Origin of the sequence: Salegentibacter maritimus, assembly GCF_016236915.1 — a bacterium.
GTDB lineage: Bacteria > Bacteroidota > Bacteroidia > Flavobacteriales > Flavobacteriaceae > Salegentibacter > Salegentibacter maritimus.
Window position 1 is genome coordinate 86,706 of the sequence record NZ_JAEHOK010000005.1, and the last position, 18,982, is coordinate 105,687.

At 38.6% G+C, this 18,982-nt stretch carries 11 protein-coding genes; 7 read left to right on the plus strand and 4 right to left on the minus strand.

Translation table 11 applies throughout. From position 1 onward, the window contains the following. Nucleotides 1-6: 6 nt before the first annotated feature. The 4 genes from I6U49_RS05280 to I6U49_RS05295 all read right to left on the minus strand — a co-directional run bounded on the left by I6U49_RS05280 (nt 7) and on the right by I6U49_RS05295 (nt 4,590). Nucleotides 7-756, minus strand: a complete 750-nt coding sequence (locus I6U49_RS05280; protein WP_198627864.1) for a succinate dehydrogenase/fumarate reductase iron-sulfur subunit — start codon at nt 754-756, stop codon at nt 7-9. 69 nt (nt 757-825) lie between these two features. Then, nucleotides 826-2,748, minus strand: a complete 1,923-nt coding sequence (locus I6U49_RS05285) for a fumarate reductase/succinate dehydrogenase flavoprotein subunit (protein ID WP_198627865.1) — start codon at nt 2,746-2,748, stop codon at nt 826-828. Next, on the minus strand, nt 2,745-3,419 hold the full coding sequence (locus I6U49_RS05290; protein ID WP_198627866.1) for a succinate dehydrogenase cytochrome b subunit: 675 nt from the start codon (nt 3,417-3,419) through the stop codon (nt 2,745-2,747). Before I6U49_RS05290 ends, I6U49_RS05285 begins: the two co-directional genes overlap by 4 nt. Before the next feature lie 31 nt (nt 3,420-3,450). Continuing rightward, entirely contained in the window at nt 3,451-4,590 is a 1,140-nt protein-coding gene (locus I6U49_RS05295; RefSeq protein WP_198627867.1) for a porin, read from the minus strand. Between the two features lie 359 nt (nt 4,591-4,949). Between I6U49_RS05295 and I6U49_RS05300 the strand changes: the two genes are divergently transcribed. From I6U49_RS05300 to I6U49_RS05330, 7 genes are all read left to right on the plus strand, one after another. Continuing rightward, entirely contained in the window at nt 4,950-5,738 is a 789-nt protein-coding gene (locus tag I6U49_RS05300; RefSeq protein ID WP_198627868.1) for a universal stress protein, read from the plus strand. Nucleotides 5,739-5,749: 11 nt separating this feature from the next. Beyond that, on the plus strand, nt 5,750-7,579 hold the full coding sequence (locus I6U49_RS05305; RefSeq protein WP_198627869.1) for an SLC13 family permease: 1,830 nt from the start codon (nt 5,750-5,752) through the stop codon (nt 7,577-7,579). An 18-nt stretch (nt 7,580-7,597) separates the two neighbouring features. Beyond that, nucleotides 7,598-9,232 (plus strand): phosphoenolpyruvate carboxykinase (ATP), encoded by a 1,635-nt coding sequence (gene pckA / locus I6U49_RS05310; RefSeq protein WP_198627870.1) that lies wholly within the window; start codon nt 7,598-7,600, stop codon nt 9,230-9,232. Nucleotides 9,233-9,386: 154 nt separating this feature from the next. Next, nucleotides 9,387-12,155 (plus strand): triple tyrosine motif-containing protein, encoded by a 2,769-nt coding sequence (locus I6U49_RS05315; protein ID WP_198627871.1) that lies wholly within the window; start codon nt 9,387-9,389, stop codon nt 12,153-12,155. 237 nt (nt 12,156-12,392) lie between these two features. Further along, the gene (locus tag I6U49_RS05320) at nt 12,393-15,431 is read left to right on the plus strand and encodes a SusC/RagA family TonB-linked outer membrane protein (protein WP_198627872.1); all 3,039 of its coding nucleotides are present in this window, start codon (nt 12,393-12,395) and stop codon (nt 15,429-15,431) included. An 11-nt stretch (nt 15,432-15,442) separates the two neighbouring features. Beyond that, the gene (locus tag I6U49_RS05325; RefSeq protein WP_198627873.1) at nt 15,443-16,906 is read left to right on the plus strand and encodes a RagB/SusD family nutrient uptake outer membrane protein; all 1,464 of its coding nucleotides are present in this window, start codon (nt 15,443-15,445) and stop codon (nt 16,904-16,906) included. 12 nt (nt 16,907-16,918) lie between these two features. Continuing rightward, entirely contained in the window at nt 16,919-18,982 is a 2,064-nt protein-coding gene (locus tag I6U49_RS05330) for a hypothetical protein (protein ID WP_198627874.1), read from the plus strand.

Here is an 18,982-nt window from a genome sequence, read left to right on the forward strand (position 1 = left end):
TTAAAATTATTTTTTAAACAGGAGTTTTGCCCGGTTATATTCGTAGTTCATCCTTGCAATGTTGAGCACAGAAATATTTTCCGGGCATTCCACCTGGCAGGCTTCAGTATTGCTGCAGTGTCCAAAGCCTTCCTCTTCCATCTTATCTACCATGGTAAGTGTTCTGGTAGCGCTTTCTTTTTCACCTTGTGGTAAACGTGCCAAATGCGTGATCTTGGCCCCGGTAAACAGGGCTGCACTGGAATTTTTACAACTTGCTACACAAGCCCCACAACCAATACAGGCGGCTGCGTCAAAAGCATCTTCTGCTTCCTGATGGGTAATAGGAATACTATTGGCTTCGGGAGCCTGGCCAGTATCTACAGAAACATATCCTCCAGATGCGATAATATTGTCTAAAGAAGAACGATCTACTTTTAGGTCGCGCACCACCGGAAAAGCATTTGCTTTAAAGGGTTCTACATAAATAGTATCGCCGTCTTTAAATTCGCGCATATGCAATTGGCATGTAGTTGTGTTTTTAAGAGGGCCATGGGCTATTCCATTTATCATTATTCCGCATTGTCCACAAATGCCTTCCCGGCAATCATGATCAAACTCTACTGCAGGATTCCCTTCTTTTACCAGCTGGTTATTGAGCATGTCCAGCATTTCCAGGAAAGACATATCCCTGTTCACATTTTCTAAAATATATTCGCAAAACCTACCTTTATCCTGTTGGTTTTTTTGTCGCCAAACTTTTAAAATGATCTTCATCCCGATAATTTTAATTTATTATTTTTTTAAACTTTCTTTCTGCTAAAAACCGGCTAAAGAAGTAAATAACTATTTATAACTTCTTATGGTTGGGGTTACTGTTGAAAAGACCAGGGGCTCTTTTTTTAGATTTGGAGCAGAAATATTTCCGGTCCATTCCCAGGCTGCAGAATAACAAAATTTTTCATCGTCTCTTTTTGCTTCTCCTTCTTCTGTTTGATGTTCTGCTCTAAAGTGGGCACCACAAGATTCTTCTCGTTGCAGGGCATCTATACACATAAGTTCTGCCAGCTCCATATAATCTGCAACTCTACCGGCCTTTTCCAGCTCGCTATTAACCTCATTGGCATTGCCGGGAACCATAAGGTCTTCTTTAAATTCATTTCTTATTCTACGTATATTTTGAATTGCTTCTTCCAGGCCTTTTTTTGTACGAAGCAGGCCGCATTTATCATATAATTCCCGGCCCAAAATTTTATGAAAGTCTTCTGCTGTTCGTTTTCCTTTACAGTTTAAAAAATTTTGCATTTGTTTGTGTATATTTTTTTCGGCTTCTGTAAAGGCCGGATGATCTGTTTCAGGTTTTGGAACCTCTGTCTCATTTGCCAGGTAATTTTGCAGTGTATATGGCAACACAAAGTATCCATCAACACAGGCTTGTAATAAAGAGTTGGCACCCAACCTGTTTGCACCGTGGTCTGAAAAATTTGCTTCACCTATAGCAAAAAGCCCGGGAATGGAAGTCATAAGTTCATAATCTACCCAAAGACCACCCATAGAGAAATGGGCTGCCGGTGAAATTTTCATCGGTTCCCGGTATGCATCGGTTCCTGTAATCTTTTGGTACATAGTGAACAGGTTTCCGTAGCGTTCAGCAATAACATCTTTGCCGTATTCATTAAGAGCTTTGGAAAAATCGAGGTAGACGGCATTCTTTAAAGGCCCTATTCCTTTTCCCAAATCTATTTGTTCTTTGGCAGCCCTGGATGCAATATCTCTGGGGGCAAGGTTACCAAAAGACGGGTATTTTCGCTCCAGGTAGTAATCTCTTTCTTCTTCAGGAATTTCTCCGGGAGCTCGTGTATCGTTTTTTGCCCTGGGTACCCATATCCTTCCATCGTTTCGAAGAGATTCGCTCATTAAAGTTAATTTTGATTGATATTCACCGCTTTGGGGCAGGCAGGTAGGGTGAATTTGAGTCCAACTGGGATTTGCCATATAGGCTCCTTTTTTATGCGCCCGCCATATAGCCGAAGCATTGCAGCCCATGGCCAGTGTAGAAAGATAATAGATCTTACCAAAGCCTCCGGTAGCAAGTACTACGGTATGTGCAGCATGTCGTTCAATTTCTCCGGTGTCCAGGTTACGGGCAATAATTCCACGAGCCTTGCCATCTATTAAAACCAGGTCTAGCATTTCATGACGGCTATAGAGCTTTACTTTTCCTTTATTTTGTTGCCTTAGTAATGCCTGGTAAGATCCAAGTAGTAATTGCTGCCCGGTTTGTCCGCGGGCATAAAAAGTTCGGGAAACCTGTACCCCACCAAAAGATCGGTTCCTTAAATATCCGCCATATTCCCTTCCAAAAGGAACGCCCTGGGCCACCGCCTGGTCTATAAGATTTACAGAACATTCGGCCAGCCTATATGTATTGGCTTCCCGGGATCTAAAATCCCCTCCTTTTATAGTATCGTAGAACATTCGGTATATGTTATCACCGTCATTCTTGTAATTCTTTGCCGCATTTACTCCTCCCTGTGCAGCTACAGAATGTGCCCTTCTCGCGGAATCCTGAAAACAAAAACTTTTTACATTATATCCCATTTCTGCAAGGGAAGCGGCGGCAGATGCCCCTGCCAAGCCGGTGCCAACCACTATTACCTCAAACTTTTTTCGGTTATTGGGGCTCACTAATTTTGCTGACGCCTTGTAATTGCTCCATTTTTCAGCTAGAGGTCCTTTCGGTACTTTGGTGTTTGTTATTGTGTTCATACCTGGTGATTTATATAAATGAAGATTGGAATAATAATATAGCCTATGCTAATAACAAGGGCGAAGATAACCCCCAATACCTTGATGATTGAGTTATAAACGGGATGATATAAGCCTATGGTTCGGTGCGCACTAAAGACCCCATGAAGTAGGTGGTAGCCCAGGGCAACTATAGCTATTATGTAAATAATTACATACCATAATTGTTCAAAAGATACTATTACCAGGGTATAGAGATCTTTATTTCCATTCTCATCTAAGGGTAGCGACCCAAACTTATAGATATACCAGTAATCTTTAAAATGAATAATTAGAAAAACAAAGACAATTATTCCCAAAGCCATCATATGCCTGGAATACCAGGTACTTGCCCTTCCTCTCATATCTTTTGAGTAGGAAACTCCATTAGCCTTTTTTCGCTTTATACCTAAATATATGGCATCTATAGTATGAAGAATGATACAGGCATAAAGAACAAAGGAAATGATTAGCACAATAGGGTTCCCGCCCAGAAACTGGCTATAAGAATTGTATTGTAGTCTGGCCTGTGCTTCGGGTAGCAGTAGCTGTAGGTTCCCGGCAAGGTGAACAATTAAAAAGAACGACAGAAAAAGACCGGTTAAGGCCATTAGGTTTTTCCGTGTAACTGAATTTTTAATAAACCATATCATAAGTTAAAGGCTTTATTGATTACAAATTGTCTTAATAAGCAACCTGAAATTGGATTAACATTTTACTGGAGTCGTATTGTGTGGTATTGGGAATATTTAATTTATACTCGTTAATATGCCCTACAAGAGATAATTTGGCGTCATAAGTTCCGGCAAATACCAGGCTTAGCATAGGTGTGTAGGTTACAACTTCATCGTCTTTAGTAAATGTATTTTTGTCTAAATACTCATGCCTGCAACTTAACTCCAGGGCTCGCAAACGCGGGGCATTAAGTTGGCACCTCAATTTATAAAGAAAATAAAAGCCTTCCATCATATAATCGTTAAGTTGTGGAGTAGGTTCTTCTGCCATTCGGAAAGCCTCAAAATTTGTCCCTTTTTTAAATTCCGTGTTAATGGCAAGATCTAATCTATTTCCCAATGGTTGCTGTAGCTGTGCGTCAATACCATAGGCAGTGGCTTTTTGCCCCTTATAATTGGCTTTGCCACCATTTAAACCAAATTGAAGTACGGGAGTGGGTCTATATTCAAGGCGCAAAGTCAGGTTCTTTGAGCTGTCGTTATCGCCCATCACATTTTTGTTATTACCGTTGTAAATTGTAAGATAATAAGAGAAAATATTTGATTTTAGGGATCCAAAAGCAGCAGCTCCAATTTGAAAGCTTTGCCAACCGTTTCTGCCAAAAAGTGAATACTGCCGGGACCATGCATACGAATTATCAAGTTGAAAAGGATGCAAATCTTCCAGACCAAAAAAGGGTCTGAATTGTCCCGCCCTTATTTTTAGAAAAGAATTATGATAGTAGGTTACAAAGGCATTTTCCAACACTTTCCCTTTTACATTTTCTTTTTTAAAATCGGCTAAATTCAACAGAATTGAAGTTGAGATTCTATCATTTATAAAAAAAGTGGTAGATAATCTTGCGTATTGCATTTCAAAAGAATTGCTCACCAAATCCTTATCGGTATGGTGTTGCCCCATAAAATCTACATCCTGGTTAAGTGAAGTAGTATACCTGCCTACAACCAGGGCGTTTAATTTAAGTTTTCTCTTAAAATAAGAATAGTCGTTAATAAGGCTGTCATTTTGAGCAAATCCGTTCAAATTACCCAGAAGCAATGCGAAGAAGATATAAAATATGGGAAGACTGTGTTTTGAACAGCTTTTCATAATGGTAAACTTAGGTTAGTAGAACTGGAAAATTTTTATAAAGGTATAGATTGCGAAGGCCCCAAAAGTTGATCATTATCAGTTCTGGGAACATTTTGTATTGAAAGTTCAATCTATTTTAATAGAAATAATTTTTCATTTTAAGGGGAGCTTTTTAAACACCTCTCAACTATATCGTTTTCGCTAATAGCAAGGGCTGACAGCTTGTTTTTTAGTTTGCGTAACAAGGTATAATATGACCATTCTCATATTTTTAGGATAAGAGTAAAAGTACCTTTAATTACTTTCTGGAACCAATTTTAGATACCGATTGTAAGGAAAGTAGTCAATGCTTTTATAAACGTTCAAAAACAACAATCATGAAAAATTTATTAATTCCATTCGACTTTTCTGATGTTTCTATGAATGCACTGGATTATGCCATAAAATTTGCTGCCAGATGCGAGAAAGCATCTATTAGCCTACTGTACATTTCTAAAACTAAATTGGAGAAGGATAAAGAAAATGAGCTAAAGAATAAGTTTGAAGCCTTGATGCAAACACATGAGAAGCCCAACGCTCCTGTTATTAACTATAATTTTGGTGTTGGAAATTTTTCAGACGCTATAATAGATGCTCATTCGTCTTTGGATATAGACCTTGTACTCATGGGAACAAGTGGCGCTGAAAAAGAAGCAGAATCTCCGGTTACCAGAACTTCAAAGTTAGTACTGGAAGTAGACCTGCCGGTTCTGGTGATTCCTGTAAATTATAAGCTTTTTAGACTGGAAAAGATCTTGTTGGCATTGGGAGAAGATGTGATGCACGATACTTCTACCTTAAATTTATTGCTTGATGTCTCCAGTAGGTTTAAAGCAGAGGTAGATGTGCTTACGGTAAGTCGTAACCCGGAAAATGCCGGATATTCTGAAGCAGACGAGGCAAACGAGCGCACCTTGCAGTATTATCTCGAGATGTTCTATTCGCACCACAGCTTTGCTGAAAATGAAGATATTTTACAGGGAATTGATGATTATATTAAAAAGCATGAGGTTGATTTGCTTTCTATTATGCCTAAAACCCATGCGAAAATTAGTACTCCCTCAAAAGGAAAATTAACTATGGAAGTGATTTTAAAAAGTGAAATTCCAGTATTAGTGCTGGATTAAAATTATAGAAGATGTACCTACTTTTAGCTATTCTTATAATTACTATAATTCTTTTTGTCTGGGATAAATATCCCCCAGATGTTGTTGCTTTAATGTCTATGCTGGCTCTTTTTCTTTTCGGAATTTTAGATCTTTCTGAGACACTTAGCGGATTTAGTAACCCTACGGTAATTATGATTGCCGCTTTGTTTATTATTGGTGAAGGACTTTCAAGAACAGGGTGGACTGCCCTGGCCGGGAGAAAATTTGTACAGCTAGCCAAGAAAAGCAACAATAAGCTGCTTATACTTATTACATTAGGCTCTGGGGTGCTCTCTGGGGTAGTTAGCAATACCGGAGCTGTGGCAGCACTTATGCCAATGACGGTCTCTGCGGCCTGGACCGCGGGGACCCTGCCGTCTAAACTCCTTATACCTATGGCTTATGGATCTAACACCGGCGGACTTCTTACTTTAACAGGAACACCTCCTAACATTATTGTTAGCGATACGCTTATACAAAATGGGATGGACGGCTTCTCTTTCTTTGAATTTAGTCTTATTGGAATTCCTTTACTTATAGCTACCCTTTTATATTTTAGGTATTTAGGTCAAAAAATTCTACCGGCAAGAGAAAGTAAGGACCGACCTATAAATATTGATTCTGAAATGCATAAATGGATTGAGGATTATAGTATAGGAGAGAATCTTTATCGATTAAGAATTAGATCTATGTCTCCACTTCTTAATACCAAAATCTCTGATTGGGATCTGGAAGAAAAGTACGGTGTTTCTATTGTTAGGCTTATACGCAGGCATCCCAAACCTTTTAAAAGAAAATCGAGATTCGTGGAATTACCTTCACAGGGTACTAAATTACATTATCATGATATTATTGTAGTAAAAGGTAGTTCTAAAGATGTAGATAAGCTAATTCTTGATTTTCATCTTAACATTATTCCTAATGCTAAAGAACTTAAAGAAGAATTGATAAACCTTGATGTTGGAATGGCACAAATGGTGGTCACTCCAAGTTCAAGACTGGTAGGGCAAACTGTGGCCATGGGGACTTATTTAAAACAAACAGGTATCCAATTATTGGGGGTTTCCCGTGCCAATAAACCTTATAAAGAGAATAAAATCAAGATTGAAGCAGGTGATAGCTTTGTTGTACGTGGTTCCTGGAAGAATATAGATAATTTAAAGAGTATTCATGAGAATCTTGTTATAGTGGGTAGTCCCGAAGCTATGAGTAAAGATGTAGATATGCTTAGTTATAGATCTTATATTGCTATGGGATCTATGCTTCTCCTTATATTACTGTTGGTTTTTGACGTAATGCCGGGGTCTGTAGCTGCTTTAATTTGCGCCGGACTTGTTATGCTTACCGGTTGTGTTCCTATATCAAAGGCATATACCGGCATAAGTTGGACCAGTGTAGTGATGATAGCCGCGATGATTCCTATGGGGTTGGCTTTACAAAAAACCGGCCTGGCCCAAATAGCAGCCAATGCATTGGTAAACTCGCTGGGAGCAATACATCCTACAGCGCTTCTTGCAGGTATATTTTTGGTGACTTCCCTTTTTAGTCAGGCTATTAGTAATTCAGCAACCGCTATACTTATGGCTCCAATTACTCTATATGCGTCCAGTAAGTTGGGATTGTCTGTAGAACCTTTTTTAATGGTTGTGGCGGTAAGTGCCTCTACAGCCTGTTTAACACCCGTGGCTACCCCAACCAATGCCATGGTAATGACTGCAGGAAACTACAGGTTTGCAGATTATTTTAAAGTGGGTGCTCCACTTCTTTTATTGCTTTTCATTATTACAATTATCCTGGTGCCAATTATATGGCCTTATTAACTGATTAAATCTAAAATTATGGAAACAAAAGTTAAAAATTTCGATGCCAGCCTTTTAGTAAAATACGGCTTAAAAGACACTGTAGCTCACCACAATCTTTCTGGAGAAGAGTTACAGGAGATCACCGTTAAAAACAATTGGGGGCAAGAAACAGAAAACGGCACTTTAGTCGTTAGAACTGGGAAATTTACTGGCCGATCTCCGCAAGATCGTTTTTTGGTAAAAGATGATTATACCAGCGAAAAAGTTTGGTGGGGGAAAATAAATAAGCCTATTTCCCCAGCTAATTTTGATGCTCTTTATAATAGGGTTGCTGCTTATCTTGGGGGTAAAGAAATCTATGTTCATGATGCAGCGGTGGGAGCATATCGGGAATATCGCTTAAATGTTCGTACTATCACCGAATATCCGTGGTCTGCTTTCTTTGTAAAGAATATGTTCCTTAGGCTTAATGAAGAAGAGCTCCAAAATTTTACTGAAGATTGGTTGGTGGTTTGTGCTCCCGGCTATGTAGAGCAGGAGCCCGAAAAGTACGGATTAAGACAGGGAAATTTCAGCATACTTAATTTCAGTAAGAAAATTGCTTTAATAGCAGGTTCTGCTTATACCGGAGAGATGAAAAAAGGCATATTTTCTGCGCTTAACCTTATTTTGCCGGTAGAAAAAGATGTATTGCCTATGCATTGCTCGGCCAATGTAGGGAAAGATGAAGATACCGCTATTTTCTTTGGGCTTTCGGGCACCGGTAAAACTACCTTATCTGCAGATCCCAATAGAAAGCTCATTGGAGACGATGAACATGGCTGGACGGCTAAAGACATCATTTTTAATTTTGAAGGTGGATGTTATGCTAAGATTATAGATCTTACCGAAGAAAAAGAACCGGAAATCTATCGTGCTATTAAACCCGGTGCCATGCTGGAAAACATAGTATTTAAAAGTAATAGTAAAGAGGTAGATTTTGAAGACAGCAGTATCACCCAGAATACCCGGGTAAGTTACCCTATAGATCATATTGAAAACATAAAGGAACCTTCTTTTGCCGGGAACCCTACCAATATTTTCTTTTTAACCTGTGATGCTTTTGGTGTACTTCCTCCGGTTTCTAAACTTACGCCCGGGCAGGCAGCGTATCATTTTATCTCTGGGTATACTGCCAAGGTTGCCGGCACAGAGGCTGGTATCAACGAACCGGTTCCGTCGTTCTCTGCTTGTTTTGGCGAACCATTTATGCCATTGCACCCAACGGTTTATGGCGAAATGTTAAGCAAAAAAATGACAGAAGCAAATGTAAATGTTTGGCTTATAAATACAGGCTGGAGCGGGGGTTCTTATGGTGTTGGCTCTAGAATTAAGCTAAAATATACCCGAGCTATGATTTCAGCAATTCTGGAAGGTCAACTAGATAACATAGAGCTTAAGGTTCATCCAATTTTTGGACTTCATATGCCTGTCTCCTGTCCTGGAGTGCCAACAGAAAAACTTGATCCTATAAACACCTGGGAAAACAAAGGTTCTTATATTCAAAAGGCAATTCAGTTGGCACATTCATTTCATTTGAATTTTGAAAAATTTGCCGGGCAGGCTTCCAAACAAATTCTTTCGGGAGGACCTCTTATTGATGAACATCACCATTTAGAAGAGCACTTTTAAGAACAATAGAAAAATTGAGTAGTGATTTTTAAAAGCTTTGAACAACCTGTTAATGGATGTTCAAAGCTTTTTCTTTATGACCCATTAAGGTCAAAACAAAATCTTCTTAGTAAAAGCCCAATTTATTTAGTAATTTTCGTTATTTGTTAAACCTATGCGCTTACTAGCCCTCTTTTTCTTTTTTAGTTTTAGCCTGTTTGCGCAGGAATTACCCCCAATAACCAATTTTGACCCCGGTATTTACGAGGCCGGTAACCAAAACTGGATGATCTCTCAAGGTTCTAATAAACATATTTATATAGCTAATAGCCTGGGCTTACTAAGTTTTAATGGCGCACAATGGAAACTTAACAGAGTGCCTAACGCCAGTGCGGTACGCTCGGTATTGGCCCAGGACGACAGGATTTATACAGGTTCCTATATGGATTTTGGCTATTGGGATCACAATAAAAAAGGGGAGTTATCCTATACCAGCCTAACCGGGTTATCTAAAGAAAATTTGCTCGATGGAGAGCAGTTCTGGCATATTGCAGCCCTGGAAGAATATATCGTTTTTCAAAGCCTTCGTAGGTTATATAGTTACAATAAAAAAACCAAACAAATAAGCACTATTTCTGCAAGTGATATTATTTCAAATTTATTTCAGGTAGGGAATAAATTATATTATCAGGTAGCATCAGATGGCTTGTATGTAATAGACAACGGCGTAATTGAACGTGTTATTTCCAATGCCAAAATTCAGGATAGGCCAATTATTGGACTTTTTCCGTTTGAAGAGAATAAAATATTGGCTGTAACCAGAGATGACGGTCTTTTTACCATAGAAGGAAATAGCTGGGAACCCTATGGGTTTAAAAATTACCCTATAAATGAAAGTATTTTTATTGCACAGTTACTGGAGGATAAAACACTGGTTTTGGGAACTATAGGTGATGGTTTGCATGTTTATAACCTAGATGACTCTTCAAATTATCAGTTATTACAACCCGTAATTAATAACAATACGGTTCTATCGATAATGGAAGATAAAGCCGGAAATATCTGGGGTGGTCTGGATAATGGTTTGGTGCTTATTAATCGTAAAAGTCCGTTTAGATTGTTTACCGACATCTATGGAAAAGTGGGTACAGTATACTGCAGCTACCAATTTGGCGATTATTTATACCTGGGAACTAATCAGGGTGTATATGTGAGCACCGGGAACTCCAAAGATTATGAATTTATTCCCGGTACCAGTGGGCAGGTTTGGAGTATTAACGAAATTAACGGAAAACTATTTGCCGGTCACGATAGGGGAGTTTTTGCTATAGAAGGAAGTAAAGCCAAACATATTTTTGATGGTCCCGGAGTGTGGGAAATAAAAGCTTTTAAAAACGGATTTTTACAGGGACATTACAATGGTATTAGTTTTTGGAAAGATGGAGATTTTAAAAAAGATCCCGAGTATTTAGCCAATTTCGATCTTTCCTCCCGTAGTCTTGTGGTAGAAAATGATTCTGTGGTTTGGGTAGGGCATGATCATAAAGGAATTTTTAGACTCAAAATAGATGCCGAAGTTAGGGAAGTAAAAAGTGCAGAAAATTATAATGTTTCTTACAATGCAGGCGTGGGATTAAAAGTTTTTTCTTTTAATGACTTTATATACTACTCTACTGAAGATGAGATATATAAATATAATGCACCTAAAAATAGGTTTTTAGAAGAAAATAATTTAAACCAACGAATAGAAGAACCTAGAATTACAGGAATGTCTCGGGTTTTACCAGATAATACCTGGTGGGGTTTTGGAGAGGAAAATCTAATATATGCTACCAAAGATGCCTTTCAGGATAGGTTAAGTATAAAATCTGTTTATATTCCTTTGGAATACAGGGCTATATCTAAAGGTTTTGAAAATATTTCTTTAATTGGAGAACGGGAGTATCTGGTGGGATCCAATTTGGGCTATACGGTCTTTTCAACACCTTTGGTTTTTTCGGAATTAGAAAAAATAAAAATCAATAAAATTTCTACAGCCGAATTAGAGAATACATACCAAGACCGGAATCTACAACTTGAAAATCTTGAACTGCCAAACCAGGTAAACAATATTAACTTTGAATTTAGTATACCGGTGTACTCTAAGCTTACAAAACCAGTATACAGTTACAGCATTAAAGGATATAGTAACGGTTGGAGTGATTGGCAAGCTCATGGAAGTGCTACTTTTGAAAATTTGCCTCCTGGTGATTATATTTTTCAGGTACGAGGGAAATTCAATAATAAAATCACCAATATCGCTTCTTATTCTTTTAGTATTGCACAGCCCTGGTATGCTACCACTACCGCAATTATTGTATATTTTTTATTATTTCTACTGGTTATTTTTATTCTGCATAAAGTATACACGGGCTATTTTAGAAAACAACAAAGCAGGTTAATGGAGCGTAATAGAAAACAGTTGGAAATAAAGCAACTTGAAGCGCAACAGGAAATAATTACCCTTCAAAATCAACAATTGGAACTTGATATGGCCTCTAAAAACAGGGAACTTGCCGCTTCTACCATGAACCTGATTAAGAAGAATGAATTTTTGAATGATCTCAAGAAAAAATTAAGTGCTGCAAATAATGAAGCAGATATTCAAAGAGTTATTTCAATTATCAATAAAAATATTGCAGAAAAGGATAATTGGAAACTGTTTAAAGAAGCCTTTGATAATGCCGATAAAGACTTTTTACAATCGGTGAAAAAGGTACATCCAAATTTAACTTCCAACGATCTTAAACTTTGTGCTTATTTAAGGTTGAATTTATCTTCAAAAGAAATTGCTCCATTACTTAACATTTCTGTACGAAGTGTGGAAATAAAACGATATCGATTGCGTAAAAAAATGGAACTTGACCATGATCAAGGTCTGGTAGAGTACATCCTCAAGTTTTAGGGACTTAACATTAGATCCTTTTACCTCTACATCACCTCAACATTAATGTTAAAACTCCTAAAATCAGTATTTTAAGGTAATTGCTAAAAACTGAAGAATCTTCGGTTTTAGAGCTTTAGAATGCTAAATTCATAATTTTTCTTCTTTAAAATTTTCATGTTGAAGTTTTGTAAAGGTGCTTTTTTGATTGTCTTAACAATTAATTAATAAATTGAGATGTAATTAAAATCTTAACAAATGAATAGAGCACTTGTACTAATTTTGTTTTGTATTGGAAGCTTTTCTTTGCAAGCACAAAACTTCTCGGTTTCGGGAACAGTAGATGAAGCAGGCACGGGCCTTCCGTTGCCCGGGGTGAATATTATTGTAAAAAATACCACTAATGGTGTAGTAACCGATTTTGATGGTAATTATAGTATAAATAATATTACAGCTGGAGATGTCCTGGTGTTTTCCTATGTCGGTTTTTTACCACAGGAAATTACAGTAGCTGACAATCAAACCACTATAAATGTAAGTTTGGAAACAGATTCTGCTGCTTTAGATGAAGTAGTGGTAATTGGTTATGGAACGCAGCAAAAGAAGGATATTACCGGAGCTGTTTCGGTAGTTTCTAATGAAACTATTGAACAACTTAATCCTATTAAGGTAGAGCAAGCTTTGCAGGGTACTGCGGCTGGGGTTAACGTTACTCCATCTTCGGGGGCACCCGGTGCAGGTATTAATGTAAATATTAGAGGTATTGCCTCTAATAGTGAGAATGGCCCCTTAATTCTTATAGATGGTTATCAGGGTGATTTAAACACTATAAATCCCAACGATATAGAATCTATTTCTATTTTAAAGGATGCCCAGGCCGCCATATATGGTATTTCCGGTGCCAATGGGGTAGTTTTGGTAACTACTAAATCTGGTAAAAAGAATACCGCTCCCACTATTCAATATGATGCTTATGTAGGGGTGCAGGAAACCTCTAGGAAACTTCCTTTACTTAATGCCAGGGAGTATGGTTTACTTTTAAATGAAAGTTACGCCAACAATGGGCAGGCACTGCCTTTTACAAACCTTAGCGAACTCGGGAAAGGAACCAACTTCCAGGACGAAGTTTTTGATACTTCCCCAATTATGAGTCATAACCTTACATTAAATGGAGGTTCAGAAAAAGTGACTTACTCTTTTGGTGTTTCACATCTGGATCAGGAAGGTATTGTTGGTGCCGAAAAATCTGATTTTCAAAGAAGCACCGCCAGGTTTAATATTGGGGTAGATATCTCAGACGCCTTTCAGTTTACGGCCAACTCTATTTATACCAGTATAGATAGAAGGTCTATTAACGAAAATGGCTTAGGTTCTGTACTTTTTAATGCTTTGAATATTCCACCAACTTTCGGATTGGATCAGGAAGATGTGAATGGTAGCCTGGGTAACGAGATTATTAACCCGCTTTCACAAATTGAAAATACTTTTAATGACTATAACCTTAATAAATTTAATGGTTCATTTAGCCTGGATTATACGCCTATAGAAGAATTGACATTTACTTCAAGAATTGGATATAGCCTTTCTAATTCTAAAGGCAAAGATTTCTCGCCAATTATAGATTATGGCCCGGGAAAAGTCTTCAACAATGTACGCAGTACGGTAAACCAAAATAGAATTAATGATAATTCTTATACCTACGATCTTTTTGGAACTTACGAGAATACATTTAACGATACACACCACCTAACCGGAACCGCCGGGATGACGGTAATTAGAGACTGGGGAGATGGGTTGTATGCTACCGGATATGATGTGCCTAATAATTCCTGGGATTTCGCCGATATAAGCCTTACCACAGGAACCAATGATGGCTTAAACAATAGTGCTTATAAATATGATGTAAGAAAATTATCTTTTTTTGGAAGATTGCAGTACGATTATAAAGGAAAATATCTTGTCTCTGGAATGCTTCGTAGAGATGCTTCTACCAGGTTTGGCCCTGATAATCGTGTAGGCTATTTCCCTTCAGGAACTGCCGGTTGGATTCTTTCAGAAGAAGATTTCCTTAACGATTCTAATGTGATTTCCTTTTTAAAGCTACGAGGAAGTTATGGTATCCTGGGGAATGATGTAGCTGGTGAGGAAGGTGGAGCCGAGCAATTTTACCGTTCGTTATTAGATGGTGAAGCTACCTATGTTTTAAATGGAAGTTTGGTGAATGGCACCGCCCTGGGTAGAATTGCTAACCCGGCTTCAGGCTGGGAACAAGCCGAAAAAACGAATATTGGTATAGACCTTAGGATATTAAATAATAGAATTGATATCACTGCAGATGTATTTAGAGAAGATCGTAAAGACCTTTTAATTTCCGGTATTCCTGTTTCGGGAATCTTTGGCGGTGGGGCTCCGGGTTCTGGCGCACCAACCATAAATGCAGGAACTACCCGAAATGAAGGTGTTGAATTTGCAATAAATTATAAAGAGAATTTTGGCGATGATATTCGTGTAGGGATAGGTTATAATGCCACTTTTTTAAGAAATGAAGTAACCGAGGTAAACGGAACAGATTTCCTTCCGGGAGGTGAATTTGGAGTGGGACAACCACAGCCGGCACGTTTCCAGGAAGGTTTCCCAATTGGATATTTCTACGGCTATAAAACAGACGGGATTTTTCAAAATCAGGCAGAAGTAGAGGCACATCCTTCACAGGCCACTTTGGGCGCACCCGCTTCTCCAGGAGATATTCGATATGTAGACATTAATGGAGACGGAGTTATAAATGTAGACGACCGCACCAATATTGGAGATCCTATTCCTACGGCTACCATGGGGCTAAATCTTAGTTTTAACTATAAAAATTTCGACTTTACGGCTTATACCTATGCCTCTTTAGGAAACGATATGGTAAGAAATTACGAGCGTAACCAGCCAAATGTAAACCGCCATGCCTATTATTTAGAAAGATGGACCGGGCCGGGAACCAGTAATGAAGTACCACGTGTAACCACGGGGGCAACCTCTAATGTGGCTTTTTCAGATTTTTATGTTGAAGATGCTTCTTATGCCAGGATACAAAATGTTCAACTAGGCTATAACCTACCTGGAACATTTCTTGAAAAAACAGGGATTAACCGTTTAAGGGTTTACACTTCGGTACAAAACCTTTACACATTTACCAATTACAAAGGTTTTGATCCTTCAGCTTCAACCGGTGAAGCCATTGGTGGCGGAATTGATTACGGGTTTTATCCCGTACCAAGAATTTTTCTTGCAGGCCTAAACCTTAACTTTTAAAAAATTGCACAATGAAGAGATACAATAACATATTCAATAAAATGCTTTTGTTGCTCCTACTGGCTTTCAGTTTTGGTTGCACAGAAGATTATCTTGAGGATACAGAAGAATACACTATAGATTCAGAAAACTATTTTAATTCTGAAGAAGATTATTATAACGCCATGATTGGTGTTTATGATGTATTACAGTCTACTTACGTAAATGTGTTGCTAGGCGAGATCGCTTCCGATAATACCTTAAGTGGAGGGGAAAGCGCCAATGATGTAATTGGCTTTCAGCAAGTAGACGAAATGACGCATACTTCCGTAAATGATAACCTGGACGATATTTGGGATTGGAATTTTGCCGGCGTGCAACGTGCCAATTATGTTCTGGAATTTCAGGACAAAACCGATTTTGAAGGTCGCGAAATGATTATCGCTGAGGTTCGGTTTTTAAGGGCTTATTTTACTTTTGAATTGTTAAAATGGTTTGGACCTATTCCAATTAAAGGAGATGAACGCTTTGTGTTGGGAGATGAAACTTCCATCCCAAGAGCTTCTACCGAAGAAGTTTATACACAAATTGAAAACGACTTAAAGTTTACCATAGATAACCTTAGTTATACCGCACCTGAAACAGGACGAGCTACAAAAGGTGCTGCCATGGCTTTACTTGGAAAAGCACATTTATACCAGGAAGAATTTGACGCTGCTGCCAATGTATTAACAGAGTTAATTAATAATGGCCCTTATGCTTTGGCCGATTTTGATACGCTTTTCCTGAAAGAAGGTGAAAACAATGAAGAATCTGTTTTTGAAGTTCAGTATACCGGGGAAGAAGGAGCAGGTTTTGACTGCTTACAATGTAGCGAAGGCAACGTAGCGGTAGGTTTTCAGGGAATAAGAAATTATACAGGTCCGCTTTTTGAGCCCGGATTTAGCTTTAACGTCCCAACCCAGGAAGCCTATGATATGTTTACTGAAGAAGATATTAGAAAAGACCTTTCCATACTGGATATAGAGGCCTGGGCCGAAGAAACAGGGGCAACTTATATAGAAGGTTATAAGCATACGGGATATTTCAACCGAAAGTATCTTCCGCGTAAAAATGATAACGCAGGTGATGCCAACCTTACCCAACCCAATAATTATCGTGCTATTAGATATGCCGATGTGTTATTAATGGCAGCAGAAGCTTTAAACCGGGGTGGAATAGACGATAGCCAGGCAAGAACATATCTTAATGAAGTTCGTGAAAGAGCCGGTTTACAGGCTGTAGAAGCGGCAGGAAGTACTCTTACCGACCTTATTTTTGAAGAAAGAAGAAAAGAATTGGTGGGGGAAGGCCACCGTTTCTTCGACCTGGTTAGAACAGGAAGGGCAGCAGCTAATATTGATGGATTTACTGCCGGGAAAAACGAACTTTTTCCAATTCCGTTAGAAGAAATAGAATTTTCTCAGGGTAACTGGGAGCAAAATTCGGGATACTAAAAAATTAGCATTATGAAAAAACACTATAAAATAATTTTCGCATTCCTACTTACACTGCCTTTTTTAGGTTGTGAGAGTGATGATGATGCACTGGTAGATCTTAATAGCATAGCCACGCCTGCAAACCTGGGCGCTGGCTTTGAGATCACACAAGATAATTCAGGCCTGGTAACTATAATACCTAAAGGTGAAAGTGCCAATATGTATAGTATAGATTTTGGAGATGGCAGTGAAGTGGCTTCAGAAATAAGACCAGGAGAGACCGTAGATCATATATATGCCGAGGGCGATTATGAAGTAGCGGTTACAGGAACTAATTTAAATGGTGCCTCCGCAACCGGCACACAAGCTCTTACCGTTTCTTTTCGTCAACCGGAAAATCTTGAGGTGGCAATTACCAGGGCAGAAGATGACAATTATGCCATAACGGTATCAGCTACAGCCGATTTTGCTGCGATGTTTGAAGTTTATTTCGGAGATGTAGACGAAGAAGAGCCTACGGCATTTATGATAGGTGAATCTGTTACGCATACCTACGATGCTGTTGGGGATTACGATGTTAGAGTGGTGGCCTTAAGTGGTGGTGCGGCGACTACCGAAACTACTCAAACAGTAAGTATTACAGATCCATTATTTTTACCTATAGATTTTGAATCTGCCACCAAGAACTATACATTCTATAATTTTGGAGGTGGAGAAGGTGCTGGAGCTCCTATAATTGATAATCCAGATCCAAGTGGCATTAATACCAGTAATAGGGTTGCATCTTATACCCAGCCTGCAGGTTCTGAGGTATGGGCAGGAACAAATATTGCGCTAGATGAGCCTATAGATTTCTCTTCTGAAAAATATATTAGTGTAGATGTATGGTCTCCAGCAGCAGGAACCCCGGTTATTTTAAAGATTGAAAATCTTGATGATGCCGATGTGAATGTAGAAAGTACTGTAGAAACTACGGTAGCTAATGAATGGGAAACACTGGTTTTTGATATGACCGCAGTAGATCCTGCCGTTGAATACGGAAGGTTAGTAATGTTCTTCAATTTTGGAACTTCAGGAACCGATGAAACATATTATTTCGATAATATTCAAACCACTACTTTAGAACCCCTGGGGCTTCCTATAACTTTTGATAGCGAACTTATAGATTATACCCCCGGTGCTTTTAACGGTGCCTCTTTTGAAATGGTTACCAATCCAGACCAATCTGGGGCTAATACTTCAGATGCAATGGTAGGTGCAATTACCAATAGCGGAAATGCTTACGAAGGGGTTTCTTTTAACTTGAAGGAACCGGCCGATTTTAGCGATGATAATAAAACAATCACCATGAAATTCTGGTCAGATGTAGCACTTCCTGTTTTATTGAAATTTGAAGGAGGTGTTAATGGCGAACGTCAAACGGAAGTGTCTTCTAACCATACCGGAACTGGTTGGGAAGAAGTGACTTTTAATTTTAGCACAGATGCCATTAAAAGTTATATTGACGGATCACAGGGAGTAGGAGAGGCATTTGTTCCAACCGGCCAATATGCTACCATGACGATTTTTGTAGATGGACCAGGCAATACGGCTGGAACATTCTACCTGGATGATATTGGCTTCCAAATGGGAGAAACCACTTATATCTCTTTGTTTAGTGATTTTGGTGACGATGTAAATGTAGATACATGGCTAACAGAATGGTCTAATTCAGACTATGAAGAAATAGAGTTTGATGGCAGGCTTACCAAGCATTACTTTAATCTTGGCTTTGCAGGAATTGAAACTCTAGCTGAACCGATTGACGCTAGCGAAATGACCCATTTTCATACCGAAATTTATACGGGTAACGCTACAGAATTCAAAATAAAATTAGTTGACCTAGGCCCTGACGGGGTTTATGCGGGAGATGATCTTTCTGAACATGAGGTTGTAATAGATAATCTGCCCCAAAACCAGTGGGTGAGTTTAGATATTCCATTATCGGACTTTACCGGTCTTCAAGACAGGGCACATATTGGGCAGCTTATTTATTCGGGCATACCTACAGGTGAAGCAGATGTATATCTGGACAATATTTATTTCCATAACTAG

Bases quoted from the DNA above. Each gene is read 5' to 3' on its own strand.
- I6U49_RS05280 (WP_198627864.1), bottom strand. From the start codon at position 756: ATGAAGATCATTTTAAAAGTTTGGCGACAAAAAAACCAACAGGATAAA.
- I6U49_RS05285 (WP_198627865.1), bottom strand. From the start codon at position 2,748: ATGAACACAATAACAAACACCAAAGTACCGAAAGGACCTCTAGCTGAA.
- I6U49_RS05290 (WP_198627866.1), bottom strand. From the start codon at position 3,419: ATGATATGGTTTATTAAAAATTCAGTTACACGGAAAAACCTAATGGCC.
- I6U49_RS05295 (WP_198627867.1), bottom strand. From the start codon at position 4,590: ATGAAAAGCTGTTCAAAACACAGTCTTCCCATATTTTATATCTTCTTC.
- I6U49_RS05300 (WP_198627868.1), top strand. From the start codon at position 4,950: ATGAAAAATTTATTAATTCCATTCGACTTTTCTGATGTTTCTATGAAT.
- I6U49_RS05305 (WP_198627869.1), top strand. From the start codon at position 5,750: ATGTACCTACTTTTAGCTATTCTTATAATTACTATAATTCTTTTTGTC.
- pckA (WP_198627870.1), top strand. From the start codon at position 7,598: ATGGAAACAAAAGTTAAAAATTTCGATGCCAGCCTTTTAGTAAAATAC.
- I6U49_RS05315 (WP_198627871.1), top strand. From the start codon at position 9,387: ATGCGCTTACTAGCCCTCTTTTTCTTTTTTAGTTTTAGCCTGTTTGCG.
- I6U49_RS05320 (WP_198627872.1), top strand. From the start codon at position 12,393: ATGAATAGAGCACTTGTACTAATTTTGTTTTGTATTGGAAGCTTTTCT.
- I6U49_RS05325 (WP_198627873.1), top strand. From the start codon at position 15,443: ATGAAGAGATACAATAACATATTCAATAAAATGCTTTTGTTGCTCCTA.
- I6U49_RS05330 (WP_198627874.1), top strand. From the start codon at position 16,919: ATGAAAAAACACTATAAAATAATTTTCGCATTCCTACTTACACTGCCT.